The organism is Geodermatophilus sp. SYSU D00696 (assembly GCF_054050235.1).
Map to the genome: position 1 here is coordinate 101424 of NZ_JBJGYY010000004.1, position 13939 is coordinate 115362.

The window sequence follows — 13939 nt, forward strand, 5'->3', positions numbered from 1 at the left end:
CTGGTCCGCACGGGTTGCAGGGCCCATCCTGCCCGGATGGGAGGTTCCACGTGGAACCGGGGAGGGAACACCCTGGTCACCACACGAGTCGGGGGGAGGAAACGGGAGGTGGTCCGTGGACGACGTCGAGTCCATGGGGACGGTGCGGCACCCCGACCTGGGCAGTGCCTTCACCAACTCACCCATGGGCGTCGCGCTGTGCACGCCGGACGGGGAGCTGATCGCAGGCAACCGCGCACTGGCTGACCTGCTCGGCAGGTCCCCGGAGGAGCTCCCCGGGACCACGCTCTCCGCGGTCACCCACCCCGACGACGTCGCCGGGGCCCGCACCGTGCTCGACGGCCTCGGGGAGAGCCACGGCCGGGCGCGGTACGAGTGCAGGTTCCTCCGTCCCGACGGCAGCGAGGTCCCGGTGCAGGTGACGACGTCGTGGGTGGAGGGCTCGCCCGACGGCACCATCCCGCACCTGGTGACGGTGGTGGAGGACGTCACCGACCGCAAGCGGCTCGAGGCCCGCCTGCTGCACCTCTCGGCCCACGACCCGCTCACCGGGCTGCCGAACCGGCTGCTCTTCCGCGACCGGCTGCGCCACGCCCTCGAGCGCGGTCACCGCGAGCACACGCCCACGTGCGTGCTGGTCCTCGACCTCGACGGGTTCAAGGCGGTCAACGACCAGTTCGGTCACCCCACCGGCGACGCCGTCCTGGTCGCGGTGGCCGGCCGGCTGACCTCGGTGCTGCGGGCCAGCGACACCGCCGCCCGGCTGGGCGGGGACGAGTTCGCCGTCGTCTGCGAGAACACCGAGCGCACCGACGCCGAGGCCCTCGCCATCCGGCTCCGGGAGGCGCTGCCGGGCACCCTGACGGTGGGGCCGACGACGGTGCAGGTCGGGCTGAGCATCGGCATCGGCTCGGTCGACGGCGGGACCGATCCCGAGCAGGCGCAGGAGACGGTGGTCCGCGAGGCCGACGCGGCGATGTACGCCGACAAGGCCCGCCGCCGCTGAGCCGCCGGGCCGCGGGCCCGGCCCGCGGGGGCTACCTGCCTGCGGCCCAGCCGACGGTGGCCGGGAGCCGGGCGAAGACCGCGGTGAGCACCGGGAGGGGCAGCGCGAAGACGAGGAACGCGGTGAGCCCGACCAGGTCGTCGGGGTCGAGCGTGCCGGCGCCCACGGCCAGCGCGAGGACCAGCACCGCCACGGCCGCCAGCGCCGAGGCGAACAGCGGCGTCGCGGAGTGCCGGCCCAGCAGCCGGATGCCGAAGGCGACCAGCGCGGCGCCGCAGGGGAGGCCGAGCACGAGCACCAGGGTCGGCGCGTCGTCGTCGCCGCCCAGGACGACGACCAGCAGGAACAGCGCCACCAGCGCGCTCAGGCTCCCGGTGACGATGCCGAGCACCCCCGCCGTGGTGGCCACGCCCGGCCGGCCGGGCCCCGCCGGCCAGGTCGGCGGGGCGAGCGGCAGGCCCCAGCCGTACCCGGGCGGGGGGCCGTAGCCGTAGCCGTGACCGGGGCCGTGGCCGGGTGGCGGGCCGTACCCGGAGCCGGGCGGCGGACCGTAGGGGAGCGGCTGCCCGTACGCGGTAGCGGGAGGTGTGCCGTACGGCGTCGTGGCGGACCCGGGCGGGACGACGTCCCACTCCTGCTCGTACGGCTGACCGGTCATGGGCCCAGTCTGGGGCCGCTGCCCGCCCGCGCCGTCCCCCGGGAGCCGTACCGCCCCCCGTCGGGGTGGGGTCAGCCACCGAGGGCGGCGTCGACCACGGCCCGCGCCTCCTCCTGCACCCGGGTGAGGTGCTCCGGGCCGCGGAAGGACTCGGCGTAGACCTTGTAGACGTCCTCGGTGCCCGACGGGCGGGCGGCGAACCAGGCGCTCTCGGTGACCACCTTGAGCCCGCCGACCGACGCGCCGTTGCCCGGCGCCTCGGTGAGCTTGGCGGTGATCGGCTCGCCGGCCAGCTCGGTGGCGGTGACGTCGGAGGGCGACAGCTTCCCCAGGGCCGCCTTCTGCTCGCGGCCGGCGGGGGCGTCCACCCGCGCGTAGGCCGACTCGCCGTACCGGGACACCAGTTCGGCGTGCAGCTGCGAGGGCGAGCTGCCGGTCACCGCCTGGATCTCCGAGGCCAGCAGCGCCAGCAGGATGCCGTCCTTGTCCGTGGTCCACACCCGGCCGTCCCGGCGCAGGAACGACGCTCCGGCCGACTCCTCGCCGCCGAAGCCGACGGTGCCGTCGAGCAGGCCGGGCACGAACCACTTGAACCCGACCGGCACCTCGACCAGCCGCCGGCCCAGCCCCGCGACCACCCGGTCGATCAGCGACGAGGACACCAGCGTCTTGCCGACGGCGACGTCGTCGCCCCACTCCGGCCGGTGCGCGAACAGGTAGGAGATCGCCACCGCGAGGAAGTGGTTGGGGTTCATCAGGCCGGCGTCGGGCGTGACGATGCCGTGCCGGTCGGCGTCGGCGTCGTTCCCGGTGGCGATCGCGTAGTCGGCGCGCTTGCCGATGAGCGAGGCCATGGCCGACGGCGACGAGCAGTCCATCCGGATCCTGCCGTCCCAGTCCAGCGTCATGAACCGCCACGTGGGGTCGACCAGCGGGTTGACCACGGTGAGGTCGAGGCGGTGTCGCTCGGCGATCGCCCCCCAGTAGTCGACGCTCGCGCCGCCCAGCGGGTCCGCGCCGATCCGCACCCCGGCGTCGCGGACGGCGTCGAGGTCGAGCACGGCGGGCAGGTCGTCGACGTAGGCGCCGAGGAAGTCGTGGCGCTGCGCGGCCGCGTGCGCGCGGGTGAAGGGCACCCGCCGGACTCCGTCGAGCCCGGCGGCGAGCAGCTCGTTGGCCCGGTCGGCGATGGCCTTGGTGGCATCCGTGTCGGCCGGGCCGCCGTTCGGCGGGTTGTACTTGAACCCGCCGTCGCGGGGCGGGTTGTGCGACGGGGTGACGACGATGCCGTCGGCGAGTCCGCTGGTCCGCCCCCGGTTGGCGGTGAGGATCGCGTGACTGACCGCGGGCGTCGGCGTGTACCGGCCGGCGGCGTCGACCAGCACCGTCACGTCGTTGGCGGCCAGCACCTCGAGCGCGCTGGCCCAGGCCGGCTCGGACAGCGCGTGGGTGTCGCGGCCGAGGAACAGCGGCCCGTCGTAGCCCTGCGCCTTCCGGTACTCGCAGATGGCCTGTGTGGTGGCCAGGATGTGCGCCTCGTTGAACGCGGTGTCGAACGACGACCCGCGGTGCCCGGAGGTCCCGAACGACACCCGCTGCGCCGGCTCGGCCGGGTCGGGCACCAGCGTGTAGTAGGCGGTCACCAGCGAGGCGACGTCGACCAGGTCGGACGGGGAGGCGGGCTGGCCGGCACGGGGATCGGTCACGCCGCCGATCCTGGCCCGCGGCCGCAGCTCGCGCGACCGGCCTGGCGCCGTCTTCGCGGTGTACGACCGGGGAGTGTCCGCAGCGCCGTCCGACCTCGAGGCCGACCTGACCGCCATCGACGGGGCCTTCGGCGTCCTGGCCGAGGAGGAGTCGGGGGAGCGCGGTCCAGATGCACGCGCCGCCCGTCTCGAGCGGATCAGCCGCCTGTGATCCTGCTGGGCAGCGACGTCGTGACCGCCCACCTGCGCGGGGTGCCCGCCGCCCGGGACCGGCTGCTCGACACCCGCCGGCGGACCGGGCGACTGGCCACGAGCGCGGTGACGCTCACGGAGGTCAGCGGCCGGATGCGGTCTGCCGGGCGCCGAGAGGTGACGCGGTTCCTCTCCAGCCTGGAGGTCTTCCCCGTGACCGACCGGGTCGGCTGGCGTGCCGGCGAGCTGATGCGCACCCACCGGCGTTCGCACGGGGGATCGGTCCCGGCGACCACCTCGTCGCGGCAGTGGCCGAGGTCAACGGGCTGGAGCCGGCCACCCCCGACGTGCGCCACTTCCCGATGTCCACGGATCCGGCAGCGCCGTTCCCGCCGACCTGAGGATCCCGCTCAGCCGACCCGGGCGGTGCCGCGGCGGATGCGGAGGCCGTCGAGCAGCAGCCCGGCGGCCAGGGCGGCGCCGGCGCCCTCACCGGCCCGCAGCCGCAGGTCCAGCAGCGGCTCGAGACCCAGCGCCTGCAGCACGAGGTCGTGACCGCGCTCCCAGCTGCGCTGCCCGGCCACCAGGCAGGCCTGCGCGCCGGGCTCGAGCAGCACGGCGGCCAGGGCCGCCACCGAGACGGCGAACCCGTCCAGGACGACGGCGCTGCGCGTCTCCGCGGCGCCGAGCACCACGCCGGCGAGCAGCGCGAGCTCCGGCCCGCCCAGCTCGGCCAGCGCCCGTTGCGGGTCGAGGCCCGTGCCGGCGCGGGCGACGGCGGCGGTGACCACGCGGCGCTTGCGCTCCAGCACGTCGCTGTCGGCGCCCGCGCCCAGACCGGTGACCGCGGCGGGGTCGGCGCCGAGCAGCCCGGCGGCGAGGGCGGCGGCGACGGTCGTGTTGCCGACGCCGACCTCGCCGAGCGCCAGCAGGCCCGCGTGCCGGGTGCCCACGGCGCGGCCGGCGGCGAGCAGCCGGGCGACGTCGCCGGGCGTCATCGCGGGCGCGGCGGCGAGGTCGCCGCGGGGACCGGCCGGCCGGGCGTGGACCGCGCCGGGCAGCGGGTCGCCGGTGACCCCGGCGTCGACCACGACGGTGGCCAGCCCGGCCGCGGCCGCCGCGGTGGCGCCCACCGCCGTCCCGGACAGCGCCGCCCGCACCACGTCACGGGTGACCGTCGCCGGGTAGGCCGACACCCCTCGCGCCGCCACCGGGTGGTCGGCGGCGGCCAGCACCAGCGTGCCGTCGGTGACCTCGCCGCGGCCCAGCGCCACCACCCGGTCGACCGCGCGGTCGAGCACGCCCAGCGAGCCGGGGGTGGTGAGCAGCCGGTCGGCCTCGTCGCGGGCGCCGACCACCGCCTCGCGGGCGGGCGCGCGCAGGTGCGAGGGAGGAGCGGCGGGGCCGCCGTCGCCGGCCGGCCAGCGGTCCTCGACGACGACGGCGTCCAGCGGCAGCCGCCGCGACCAGCCGGCGCGCTCCAGGCCCGGCGCGGGCGGGCGCTCGTCGGGCCAGCCCAGGCACAGCCAGCCCAGCGTGGCCACGCCGTCGGGCAGCCCGACCAGCCCGGCCAGTTCCTCCGGGCGGAACAGCGTCACCCAGCCCATGCCCAGGCCCTCGGCGCGGGCGGCCAGCCACAGGTTCTGGATCGCCGCGGCGCAGCTCCACAGGTCGGCGTCGGGGAAGGTGGCGCGGCCCAGGACGCCGGCCGCGGGCGTGCGCCGGTCGCAGCAGACGACGATGCCCAGCGGCGCCTCGCGGACGCCCTCCAGCTGCAGGTCCAGCAGCCGGCGGGCGGCGTCGGGCTCGAGCCCGGCGGCCTGCCGCAGCCGCTCGCGGTCGGTGAGGACCGCGGCGCGGTCGCGGACCGCGGGGTCGCGGACGACGAGGAACCGCCACGGCTGGCTGTGCCCGACCGACGGCGCGGCGTGCCCGGCGGCCAGCACCCGGCGGAGGACCTCGGCGGGCACCGGGTCGGGCCGGAAGCGGCGGACGTCGCGGCGGGCGGCGACGACGGCGTAGAGGCCCTCGGCGTCGTCGGGCATCGCCCACCCGGCGGGGTCGCCGGCCCGCTGCTCGGCCGAGGTCGCGTCGCCGATCAGCGGCACCGGCCGGGGGAAGGTCACGGGCGGGCCCGCCGCAGCCGGGCCGGGGCCCGGCGGGTCCAGGCGTCGTCGAGCAGGTCGGCGACCAGCGCCTCGTCGGCCCGGGCGAGGTCGACCTGCACGCCCGAGAGCCGCTCGCCCCACCACAGCAGCGACACCGCGCCGCCCTCGGCCGCGCGCGCCTCCGACTCCCCGACCACGACGTCGAGGATGCCCGGTGCCCAGAGCGTGGCGAGCACGGCGGTCCCCAGCCGGAACGACGGGCGGCCGTGGTGCTCGGCCTCGGTGACCTCCGGGAGGGCCAGGGCGAGGGCGCGGACGTCGTCCTCCGTCACGCTGCCTCCTCGCTGACGCTCGTCGGCAGCGTGACGGGCCGTGCTGCGTACCTGCGTGACCTCGCGAGCTCGGTCACGTGCGGGGCGCGCCCGGGTAGTCGCCGACGCTCCAGCTGTTCCCCTCCGGGTCGCGCACGGAGAACTCCTCGCCGCCGTGCCCGGGCTCGGCGAGCGGCCGCAGCACCTCGGCGCCGGCGGCCTGCACCCGCGCCCAGACCGCGGCGACGTCGTCGGTGACCACGGAGGCGCCGCTGCCGCCCGGGCGCACCGGCCAGCCGCCGTCGTCGCGGGCAGAGCCGAGCATCACGCCGCCGCCGGGCGGCCAGGCGAGCTCGGCGTGCACGACCAGGTCGCCGTCGCGGACGACGAGGGTCTCGGTGAAGCCGAGGACGTCGACCAGCCAGCGGATCAGGGCGGGAGCGTCGGCGGCGCGGAAGGCGGGCCACACGGTGGGCGGTGGGGTGCTCATGCCGCCGACCCTGCCGCGTCCCGGGCACCGCCGTCTTGGACGAATCCGAACTCCGCGGCCAGCCAGCGCAGCGGTGGGAGCCCGGTGAACGCCCGCCACTCGCGGGTCAGGTGCGCCTGGTCGGCGTAGCCGGTGGTCGCGGCCAGGTCCGCGAGATCGGGCCGGGGACGGGTGACCAGCGCCCGGCGTGCGCGGTCGAAGCGGACCACCCGGGCGGCCTCCTTGGGGCCGAGGCCGGTCTCCGCGCGGAAGCGGCCGGTGAGGTGCCGCTCGGACCAGCCCACCCGGCGGGCGATCTCGGCGACCCGCAGCCGCCCGCCGCCGGCCACGGTGAGCCGCCAGGCCTCGGCGACCTCGGGGGCGGGGTCGCCGTCGACGGCCGTGCGCCGGAGCACCTCCTCGACGACGGCGAACCGCTCGGCCCAGGTCCCGGCGGCGCGCACCCGCTCGACCAGCTCCGTGCTGCCCAGGACGTCGGCGAGGTCGACGTCGAGGGCGGCGAGCTCCCCGGCGGGCACGCCGAGCAGCCGGCGGGCGCCCAGCGGGGACAGGGCGAGCTGCAGCCCGGTCTGCCGGCCGGGGTGGCGGATGAGCGCCGGGGTGGTGTGCAGCCCGCCGAGCAGGGCGTCGTAGCGGCCGGGCGGCTGCGCCGGGTCGGGGTGGGCGGCGACGTCGAGCGGCTCGTCGAGGGTGACGACCAGTGTGAGCGCGGGGGAGGGGAGCCCCCGGTGCGTGCCCGGCGCGAGGCCCTGCTGCCGGTAGCCGACGGCACCGGCGACCAGCCCGCGCAGCGCCGGGTGCGGCCGGTGCGGCACGAAGTCGCTGGTCACACCGCCAGGATGGCAGCGGCGGGCGACGGCCTCCAGGCGTGCACTGCCGCGGAGGTGCACGGTTCGGCCGAGGGTCGCGCATCGTGATGCGGACGCGGGCGCATCACGATGTAGCCTCGGGTGGTGCGGACCACGGTGACCCTGGACGACGACGTCGCCGCAGCGATCGAGCGCCTGCGCCGCGAGGAGGGCCTGGGGGTCAGCGAAGCGGTCAACCGCCTCGTCCGCGCCGGCCTGGTCCCGCGCCGTGACGTCCGGCCGTTCCGCCAGCGCACCGCGGAGCTGGAGTTCACCGTCGACGTCCGCAACGTCGGGGACGTCCTCGACCTGCTCGACGGCACGACCTGATGCTGGTCGACGCGAACCTGCTGCTCTACGCCGTCAGCACCGCCGCGCCACAGCACGAGGCGGCGCGCGCCTGGTGGGAGACGACGCTCGACGGCGCGGGTCGCGTGGGCCTGCCGTGGCAGACGATCGGGGCCTTCGTCCGCATCGCGACCCACTCGCGGGTGACCCGTCGGCCGCTGACCGCCGAGGAGGCGTGGTCCTACGTCGCGGAGTGGCTCGAGGTCGACGGTGTCTGGGTCCCGGCCGCCACCGAGCGCACGGCCCGCATCCTCGGGGACCTGCTGCGTCGAACCGGCGCCACGGGCAACCTCGTCCCGGACGCACAGCTCGCCGCGCTGGCCATCGAGCACGGCCTCGCGGTGGCGACGGCGGACACCGACTTCGCCCGCTTCCCCGGCGTCCGGTGGGTCGATCCGCTCGCCTGAGCCACGGTCCGGCCCACGCGCTCAGCGCTCGACGGCGTCCAGGAAGGCCTGCAGGGTCCGCAGGAACACCTCGGGCTGCTCGGAGTGAACCCAGTGACCGGCGTGCTTGACCTTCACCAGCCGGGTGTGCGGGAAGATCTCCTCCATGCGCCCGCGGTCCCCGGGGAGCACGTAGTGGCTCTTCGCGCCCGCGATCCACAGCACCGGACCGTCGAACGTGGCGCCCGGCGGCGGGTCGGGGAAGCCGCGCAGCTCGCCGAGGTCGCGCTCGAGGGTCTCCAGGTTCAGCCGCCACCGCCAGCGAGCCGAGCCGACCCCCTCGCGGACCAGGCTCTGCAGCAGGAACGACCGCACCATCGTGCTCGGCACCGCCTCGCGCAGCGCCCGGTCGGCGTCCTCGCGGGTGCGCAGCGCACCGAGGTCCACCGCCCGCATCGCGGCGATGAACGCGCCGAACGGGGACGCCTCCTCGTCGGGATCGTCGGTCCGGCCGCCGGAGACCGGGTACTCCACGGGCGCGACGTCGACGACGACCAGCGCGCGCAGCAGCTCCGGTCGGCGCAGCGCCAGCTGCATCGCCACCTTGCCGCCCATCGAGTGCCCGACCAGCGTCACCGGCTCACCGAACGACGCCAGCTCCGCAGCGACCAGCTCGGCCATGTCCACGTAGTCGACCCGGTCGGTCCACGGCGAGTGCCCGTGGTTGGGCAGGTCCAGCAGCGTCACCCGGTGACCGTCGGCCAGCCCCTTCGCCGCCGTCGTCCAGTTCTTGCCCTGGCCGAACAGGCCGTGCACGAAGACGACCCGCGGTCCGGACTCCCCGACGGTGCGCGCCGCCAACCCCTCGTCAGACTGCGGCCCCATCCGGCGATTCCACCAGATGCCCGGCGTCCGGCGACCTACCGTGCCCGGGACGACGGGGGAGGTCCCACGATGCCCGGACGGCGCCGCGCCGCCACCACGACCAAGCGCCGGACGACCGAGCGGCGGACGCCGGCCCGCCGGCCAGCGGTGCCCGACCTGCCCACCGCGGGCCCGGGCGAGCGGGTGTGGGTGCTCGCCGTCCCCTTCCGGGCGCCCGCGCCGGGCGCCGCCTGGCACGCCGGGCTGCAGGCGCACGTGTGGGTCGGCGCGGACCTGCCCGCGGCGCTGGCGCCCTACGACCCGCCGCCGTACACGTTCGAGCGCTTCCTCGAGGACGAGCTCAACGCGACGCCGCGACCGCTGCCCGGAGCCCGTCCCCTGGTGCCGCGCGAGGAGCAGTGCACCGGCGCCGAGGCCGTCGTCGCCTCGGCCGCGGCCGGGCACCGGGTGTTCCTGCTCGGCGACGACCCCGGCGTCGGCAAGACCGGTACCGCGGTCATGGCCGCCCGCGAGATCTGCGAGCTGCGCGGCGGCGAGCGGGTGCTCGTCGTCGCCGACCGCCCGGCCGCGATCACCATCCCGCACTGGACCCGCTCGATCGCCGGCTTCGGCGACGGCGGCCTGCGCTGGTGCGTGACCACCTGGGACCGGCTGGCGAAGGTGTCGACGCTGCGGTTCGACGTCGTCATCGCCGACGAGGCGCACATGGTCCGGCACACGACGACGCAGCGGTGGAAGCACTGGAAGGCGGTCTCGGGCGGCGCCCGCGCCACCGACGTCCCCTTCGTCATCGCCGCCACCGCCACCCCCGCGCACACGCCGCTGGAGCTGCCCTACCTGGCGCCGCAGTTCGCCCAGGTCCACGGTGAGCCGCTCCGCGCGTGGGCGGACCTGCCGGCGAAGCTCGCCGAGCACGGGTTCCACGTGGAACGCGGCCGGTACGGCTGGGCCTGGACCGAGGATGCCGAGCGGCGGCGCACCGACCTCGCCCGGCTGCAGGGCTGGCTCACCGACGCCGACCCGCCGGCCACGCTGCACCGCCCGGCGCCGTGGGGACCGGTGTCGGTGACCGGGACGCCGGTGGCGCTGACCCCGGCCGAGCGGTGCGCCTACGAGTCGGAGTGGCAGGAGTTCCGGGCCGAGATGCAGCTGGCGCGGCGGGCCCGGCAGAGCGCGCGCGGGCGGGCGGCGCTGCTGCGGTTCCGGCAGAAGGCGGGGCTGATCCGCGCGCAGGCCACGGTCGACTGGGTGCGGGCGCAGGTGGAGGCCGAGCGGCAGGTGGCGGTGTCGGTGGAGTTCGTCGAGACGGCCGCCGACCCCATCCGCGAGGCGCTGCTCGACGCCGGGATCCCGGTGGCGAGCATCTACGGCCGGGACCGGTTCGACGTCGAGGCCGAGCGGCTGCGGTTCCAGACCGGCGCCGCGCCGGTGTGCGTGCTCACCGTGACCGCGTCGATCAGCCTGCACGCCGGCGAGCTGCTGCCCGCCGGGACGACGGCGTCGACCACGCCGCGGGTCGGCCTGTTCCACCAGCCTCGCTTCTCCGGCATCCAGGCCCGCCAGGTCACCGGCCGCACCCACCGCGACGGGCAGGTCTCCCCATGGCGGGTGGCCTTCGCCGAGGGCACCGTCGAGGAGCAGGTGGCGCGGGTCATGGTCGAGCGGCTGGCGGTCAGCGGGTCGACGGCGGGCGCGGACACGTCGTCGCTGCAGGAGATCGCCGAGCTGCTCGACGCCGACTGGCTGCCGCCGGCCGCGCTCACCGACGCCGGCTGAGCCCGGGCACCCGACCGAGCGGGTGCGCCGGCGCCGCAGTCCCCGGCCCGGAGCGTGGCTCGGGCGCACACGCTCGGGCCCCACGCGGCGGCGGCGCCGTCCGGTTGCCGCGCGGACGTCCCGGTCGCAGGGTGATCACCGGATCGTCCGAACCGGCCGGCTGACCGACGGCTGGGGGGAGCTGGACCGGACTCCGTCCCACGAGGAGCCCGTCGATGTCCGCCGGACAGCCCACCCTCTGGCAGCAGCGCCACGCAGCCGCCCGCGCCCGCGAGGAGCAGGCGAACGCCGCCTGGGTGCAGCGCCGCTTCGGCGGGTCCGTGTGGCGCACCGTCGTCCGGGAGTCGTCCGGGAGCTGCCGTGGCTGCTGCTGCTGGCGCTGATCGGTCTGCTCACGCTGGGCTGGCAGGCCGCCGTCGTCAACGTCGCGGTGCTCCTGGCCGTCGTGCTCGGCTTCCGCGTCTGGGCGCGGCGTCGCTACGGCGTCGGCGGGAACCGGGCCGCCGAGGCGCCGTAGCGGCCCACGGGCGCGCCGGGCGGCGCCGACCGTCGTCAGCGGGTGCGCGGCCCGTGCCCGTCGGCGCTGCCGTCGCCGTCGGCGGAGGTCACCGGGATGCGGCTGACGCCCTCCCCGGTCCGACCGTCCGCGCCGGCCGCACCCGCGAGGCGGCGCAGCAGCGCGCCGACGTCGAGGCCGGTCAGGTCGCCGGACAGCTGCAGCCCCTGGGCCACGTTGCTCGCCACCGACCGGCTCAGCGCGCTCGCGCCGTCGGCGGAGATGACCGTCATCCGGTCCACGGCCGACAGCGGGGCCGACGCCGCGCCGACGACGTCGGGCAGCACCTTCACCAGCAGGTCGAGGATGGCCGCCTCGCCGTACCGCTCGAAGGCCTCGGCGCGGGCGTCCATCGCGGTCGCCTCCGCCTGGCCGCGGGCGAGGATCGCGGCGGCCTCGGCGGCGCCCTCCCGCTCGACGGCGTCGGCGACGGCCTGCCGGCGCGACTTCTCGGCCTCACCGCGCTTGGCGCCCTCGACCGCCTCGGCCTCGGCGAGCGCCGACCGGCGCGCCCGCTCGCCCTCACCGGAGAGCCGGGCCTGCTCGGCCGCGGCCTGGGCCTTGGCGATCGTCGCCTGCCGGTCGGCGTCAGCGGCGAGGATCGCGGCGTTCTTGCGGGCCTCGGCCTCCTGCTCGACCTTGTAGCGCTGGGCGTCGGCGGGTCGGCGGACCTGGGTGTCGAGCTGCCGCTCGGTCAGGGCGGCGGTGCGCACGGCGACCTTCTCCTGCTCGCTGAGGATCGCCTGGTCCTGCGCGGCCTGGGCCAGCGGCCCGGCCGCGGCGGCCTTCGCCTTGGCCGCGTCCGTCTCGGCGCTGATCTCGGCCTGCCGCAGGGCCAGCTGCCGCTGCGCGACCGCGATCGCCTCGTCGGCGAGCAGCTGCTCCTGCTGCGCCGCCTGCCGGGCGCGGGCCTCGGCGATGGACGCCTCCTTGAGCACCCGCGCCGCCTCGGGACGGCCGAGGTCGGCGAGGTAGGTGCCCTCGGCCTGGATGTCCTGCAGCTGGAAGGTGTCGAGCACCAGGCCCTGGCCGGTCAGCGAGGACTCGGCCTCCTCGGCGACGGCGGAGGCGAAGGCCGCGCGGTCGCGGATGATCTCCTCGATCGTCAGCCGGCCCACGATCGAGCGCAGCGCACCGGCGAGCACCTCCGAGGTGAAGGTGTCGATGCCCTGCTGCTGGTTGAGGAACCGCTGCGCGGCCGCCCGGATGGCGCCCTCGGTGCCGCCGACCTTGACGATCGCCACGCCCTCCAGGTCGCACTTGACGCCCTGCTTGGAGACCGCGCCCCGGATGCCCACCGGGATCCGCCGGCTGGACAGGTCCATGGTGTGCAGCTTCTGCACGACCGGGAGGACGAAGACGCTGGCGCCCATGACCACCTTCTGGCCGGAGCTGTCCCGCGAGACGACGCCGGCCGGGTCGGTGACCTGCCGGCCCTGTCGGCCGGTGACGATGAAGGCCTGGTTGGGCCCGGCCACCTTGATCCGGCTGAGCACGAACAGCACGAGCACGATGACGAGGACGACGAGGCCGCCCACGGCGAGCAACAGGGTCATGCGGGGTCTCCGAGGTCGGGGAGGGGGTCGGGGGCGGTCGACACGACGTGGACGGCGGTCTCGCTGAGCGCCTCGACGACGTAGACGGGGGTGCCGGCCGGCAGCGGGGCGTCGCTGCGGGCGGCGTACTTCAGGCCCTGGCCGGCCAGCGTGAGCCGGACCTCGCCGAACCCGCCGGCCGGGACCGGGGACACGACGACGCCCTGCGCGCCGGCCAGGTGGTCGCGGGTCAGCGTCTCGGTGGTGGGCATGTCGCGGAGCGCGCGCGAGAGGCGCAGCGCGCCCCACGCCAGCGGGACGGCGGCGACCAGGCCCACCAGCAGCGCGACGAGCACCGTGACCGGCGTCGAGAGGTCCGCGGGCACCAGGGCCGTGGCCGCGGCGCCGCCGAAGCCCACGCCGCCGAGCAGCGCGGCGACCACCTCCAGCGACACCGGACCGTCGGCGTCCGCGGCCCCCAGGTGGGCGATCTCCCCGACGACCAGGGAGAACACGAGCAGGGCGACGCCGAGCCCGCCCACGACGAGGAACGCGGTGGCGACGGCGCTCACGGTCCTCCTGTCCGGTCGGGCTGGCGGGAGCTGCAGCCTCACAGCCACCGGCGCGGTGATCAACCGGTTCGGGTACGGCGCCGTGCCGGTTCACCCGGACGGTGCCCGCCGCGGGTCGGGCGTCGGCGCCGGGGCGGGTCGGTTGGCCGCGGCTGGCCTGCGCGCGTGGTCGCGGTCGCCGTCGTGGGTGTCGTCCTGCTCGCCGCGCTCACGACTGCCCGTGCGGCAGCACCCACCGGCGGATCGAGGACCCCCAGGGCCGGCTCGACGACGTCTTCACCTACGGCGCCCTGCGCGTGCACCCCCACCTCTTCCGGTCGCCGTTGTCCCGCAGGCGCGAGGTCGTCGGGTACCAGGTGCGCCAGACCCCGCGCGGGGCCGAGGTCGCCGTCCACGCCACCGGACCGCTGGACGGCGACGCCCTCGCCGCGGCCGTCGCCGGCGAGCTCGCCCGGCTCGGCGTCCCCGACCCGGAGGTGGGCGTCACCGCCGTCGAGCGGATCCCGCGGCCGCCGTCGGGCAAGCTGCGGCGTTTCGTGCCGCTCCCGGCCGCCTGACCCGT

16 protein-coding genes are annotated in these 13939 nt (G+C 76.8%); 7 read left to right on the forward strand and 9 right to left on the reverse strand.

From position 1 onward, the window contains the following. The first annotated feature begins 115 nt into the window (after positions 1-115). Positions 116-1006: a diguanylate cyclase domain-containing protein gene (locus tag ACI79O_RS04445; protein WP_456886642.1), complete on the forward strand. Its 891-nt coding sequence runs from the start codon at positions 116-118 to the stop codon at positions 1004-1006. 31 nt (positions 1007-1037) lie between these two features. On the opposite strand, the gene ACI79O_RS04450 is transcribed toward ACI79O_RS04445, so the two are convergent. Both ACI79O_RS04450 and pgm read right to left on the reverse strand, forming a co-directional pair. Beyond that, the gene (locus ACI79O_RS04450; protein WP_456913455.1) at positions 1038-1664 is read right to left on the reverse strand and encodes a hypothetical protein; all 627 of its coding nucleotides are present in this window, start codon (positions 1662-1664) and stop codon (positions 1038-1040) included. Positions 1665-1735: 71 nt separating this feature from the next. After that, complete coding sequence (pgm, locus tag ACI79O_RS04455; RefSeq protein WP_456886638.1) at positions 1736-3370, reverse strand: phosphoglucomutase (alpha-D-glucose-1,6-bisphosphate-dependent); 1635 nt, start codon at positions 3368-3370, stop codon at positions 1736-1738. Between the two features lie 73 nt (positions 3371-3443). On the opposite strand from pgm, the gene ACI79O_RS04460 reads away from it, so the two are divergent. Further along, positions 3444-3581, forward strand: a complete 138-nt coding sequence (locus ACI79O_RS04460; RefSeq protein WP_456886636.1) for a hypothetical protein — start codon at positions 3444-3446, stop codon at positions 3579-3581. A 391-nt stretch (positions 3582-3972) separates the two neighbouring features. Here the strand turns inward: ACI79O_RS04460 and bluB are convergent, their stop codons facing one another. The 4 genes from bluB to ACI79O_RS04480 all read right to left on the reverse strand — a co-directional run bounded on the left by bluB (position 3973) and on the right by ACI79O_RS04480 (position 7301). Continuing rightward, on the reverse strand, positions 3973-5688 hold the full coding sequence (gene bluB, locus ACI79O_RS04465; protein WP_456913456.1) for a 5,6-dimethylbenzimidazole synthase: 1716 nt from the start codon (positions 5686-5688) through the stop codon (positions 3973-3975). After that, a complete protein-coding gene (locus ACI79O_RS04470) occupies positions 5685-6002 on the reverse strand; it encodes a hypothetical protein (RefSeq protein WP_456913457.1) in 318 nt (105 codons plus the stop codon). The genes bluB and ACI79O_RS04470 overlap by 4 nt, the downstream gene beginning before the upstream one ends. Positions 6003-6075: 73 nt before the next feature. Next, on the reverse strand, positions 6076-6471 hold the full coding sequence (locus tag ACI79O_RS04475; protein ID WP_456913458.1) for a VOC family protein: 396 nt from the start codon (positions 6469-6471) through the stop codon (positions 6076-6078). Then, positions 6468-7301 (reverse strand): helix-turn-helix domain-containing protein, encoded by an 834-nt coding sequence (locus tag ACI79O_RS04480; protein WP_456913459.1) that lies wholly within the window; start codon positions 7299-7301, stop codon positions 6468-6470. The genes ACI79O_RS04475 and ACI79O_RS04480 overlap by 4 nt, the downstream gene beginning before the upstream one ends. Before the next feature lie 123 nt (positions 7302-7424). Between ACI79O_RS04480 and ACI79O_RS04485 the strand changes: the two genes are divergently transcribed. Both ACI79O_RS04485 and ACI79O_RS04490 read left to right on the forward strand, forming a co-directional pair. Beyond that, the gene (locus tag ACI79O_RS04485; RefSeq protein ID WP_456886628.1) at positions 7425-7649 is read left to right on the forward strand and encodes a ribbon-helix-helix protein, CopG family; all 225 of its coding nucleotides are present in this window, start codon (positions 7425-7427) and stop codon (positions 7647-7649) included. Next, a complete protein-coding gene (locus ACI79O_RS04490) occupies positions 7649-8074 on the forward strand; it encodes a TA system VapC family ribonuclease toxin (protein WP_456913460.1) in 426 nt (141 codons plus the stop codon). The genes ACI79O_RS04485 and ACI79O_RS04490 overlap by 1 nt, the downstream gene beginning before the upstream one ends. Before the next feature lie 21 nt (positions 8075-8095). Here ACI79O_RS04490 and ACI79O_RS04495 read toward each other — a convergent pair whose 3' ends face one another. After that, positions 8096-8938 (reverse strand): alpha/beta fold hydrolase, encoded by an 843-nt coding sequence (locus tag ACI79O_RS04495; protein WP_456913461.1) that lies wholly within the window; start codon positions 8936-8938, stop codon positions 8096-8098. A 69-nt stretch (positions 8939-9007) separates the two neighbouring features. On the opposite strand from ACI79O_RS04495, the gene ACI79O_RS04500 reads away from it, so the two are divergent. Both ACI79O_RS04500 and ACI79O_RS04505 read left to right on the forward strand, forming a co-directional pair. Next, the gene (locus ACI79O_RS04500; RefSeq protein WP_456913462.1) at positions 9008-10714 is read left to right on the forward strand and encodes a helicase; all 1707 of its coding nucleotides are present in this window, start codon (positions 9008-9010) and stop codon (positions 10712-10714) included. A gap of 322 nt (positions 10715-11036) precedes the next feature. Beyond that, positions 11037-11231, forward strand: a complete 195-nt coding sequence (locus tag ACI79O_RS04505; protein WP_456913463.1) for a hypothetical protein — start codon at positions 11037-11039, stop codon at positions 11229-11231. Positions 11232-11266: 35 nt separating this feature from the next. On the opposite strand, the gene ACI79O_RS04510 is transcribed toward ACI79O_RS04505, so the two are convergent. Together ACI79O_RS04510 and ACI79O_RS04515 are read right to left on the reverse strand one after the other, a co-directional pair. Then, positions 11267-12826 carry a flotillin family protein gene (locus ACI79O_RS04510; RefSeq protein ID WP_456913464.1) on the reverse strand — a complete coding sequence of 520 codons (1560 nt, stop codon included), beginning with the start codon at positions 12824-12826 and terminating at the stop codon, positions 11267-11269. Beyond that, positions 12823-13377 carry an NfeD family protein gene (locus ACI79O_RS04515; RefSeq protein ID WP_456913465.1) on the reverse strand — a complete coding sequence of 185 codons (555 nt, stop codon included), beginning with the start codon at positions 13375-13377 and terminating at the stop codon, positions 12823-12825. Before ACI79O_RS04515 ends, ACI79O_RS04510 begins: the two co-directional genes overlap by 4 nt. A gap of 296 nt (positions 13378-13673) precedes the next feature. Between ACI79O_RS04515 and ACI79O_RS04520 the strand changes: the two genes are divergently transcribed. Beyond that, a complete protein-coding gene (locus tag ACI79O_RS04520; protein ID WP_456913466.1) occupies positions 13674-13934 on the forward strand; it encodes a hypothetical protein in 261 nt (86 codons plus the stop codon). Positions 13935-13939: the final 5 nt, after the last annotated feature.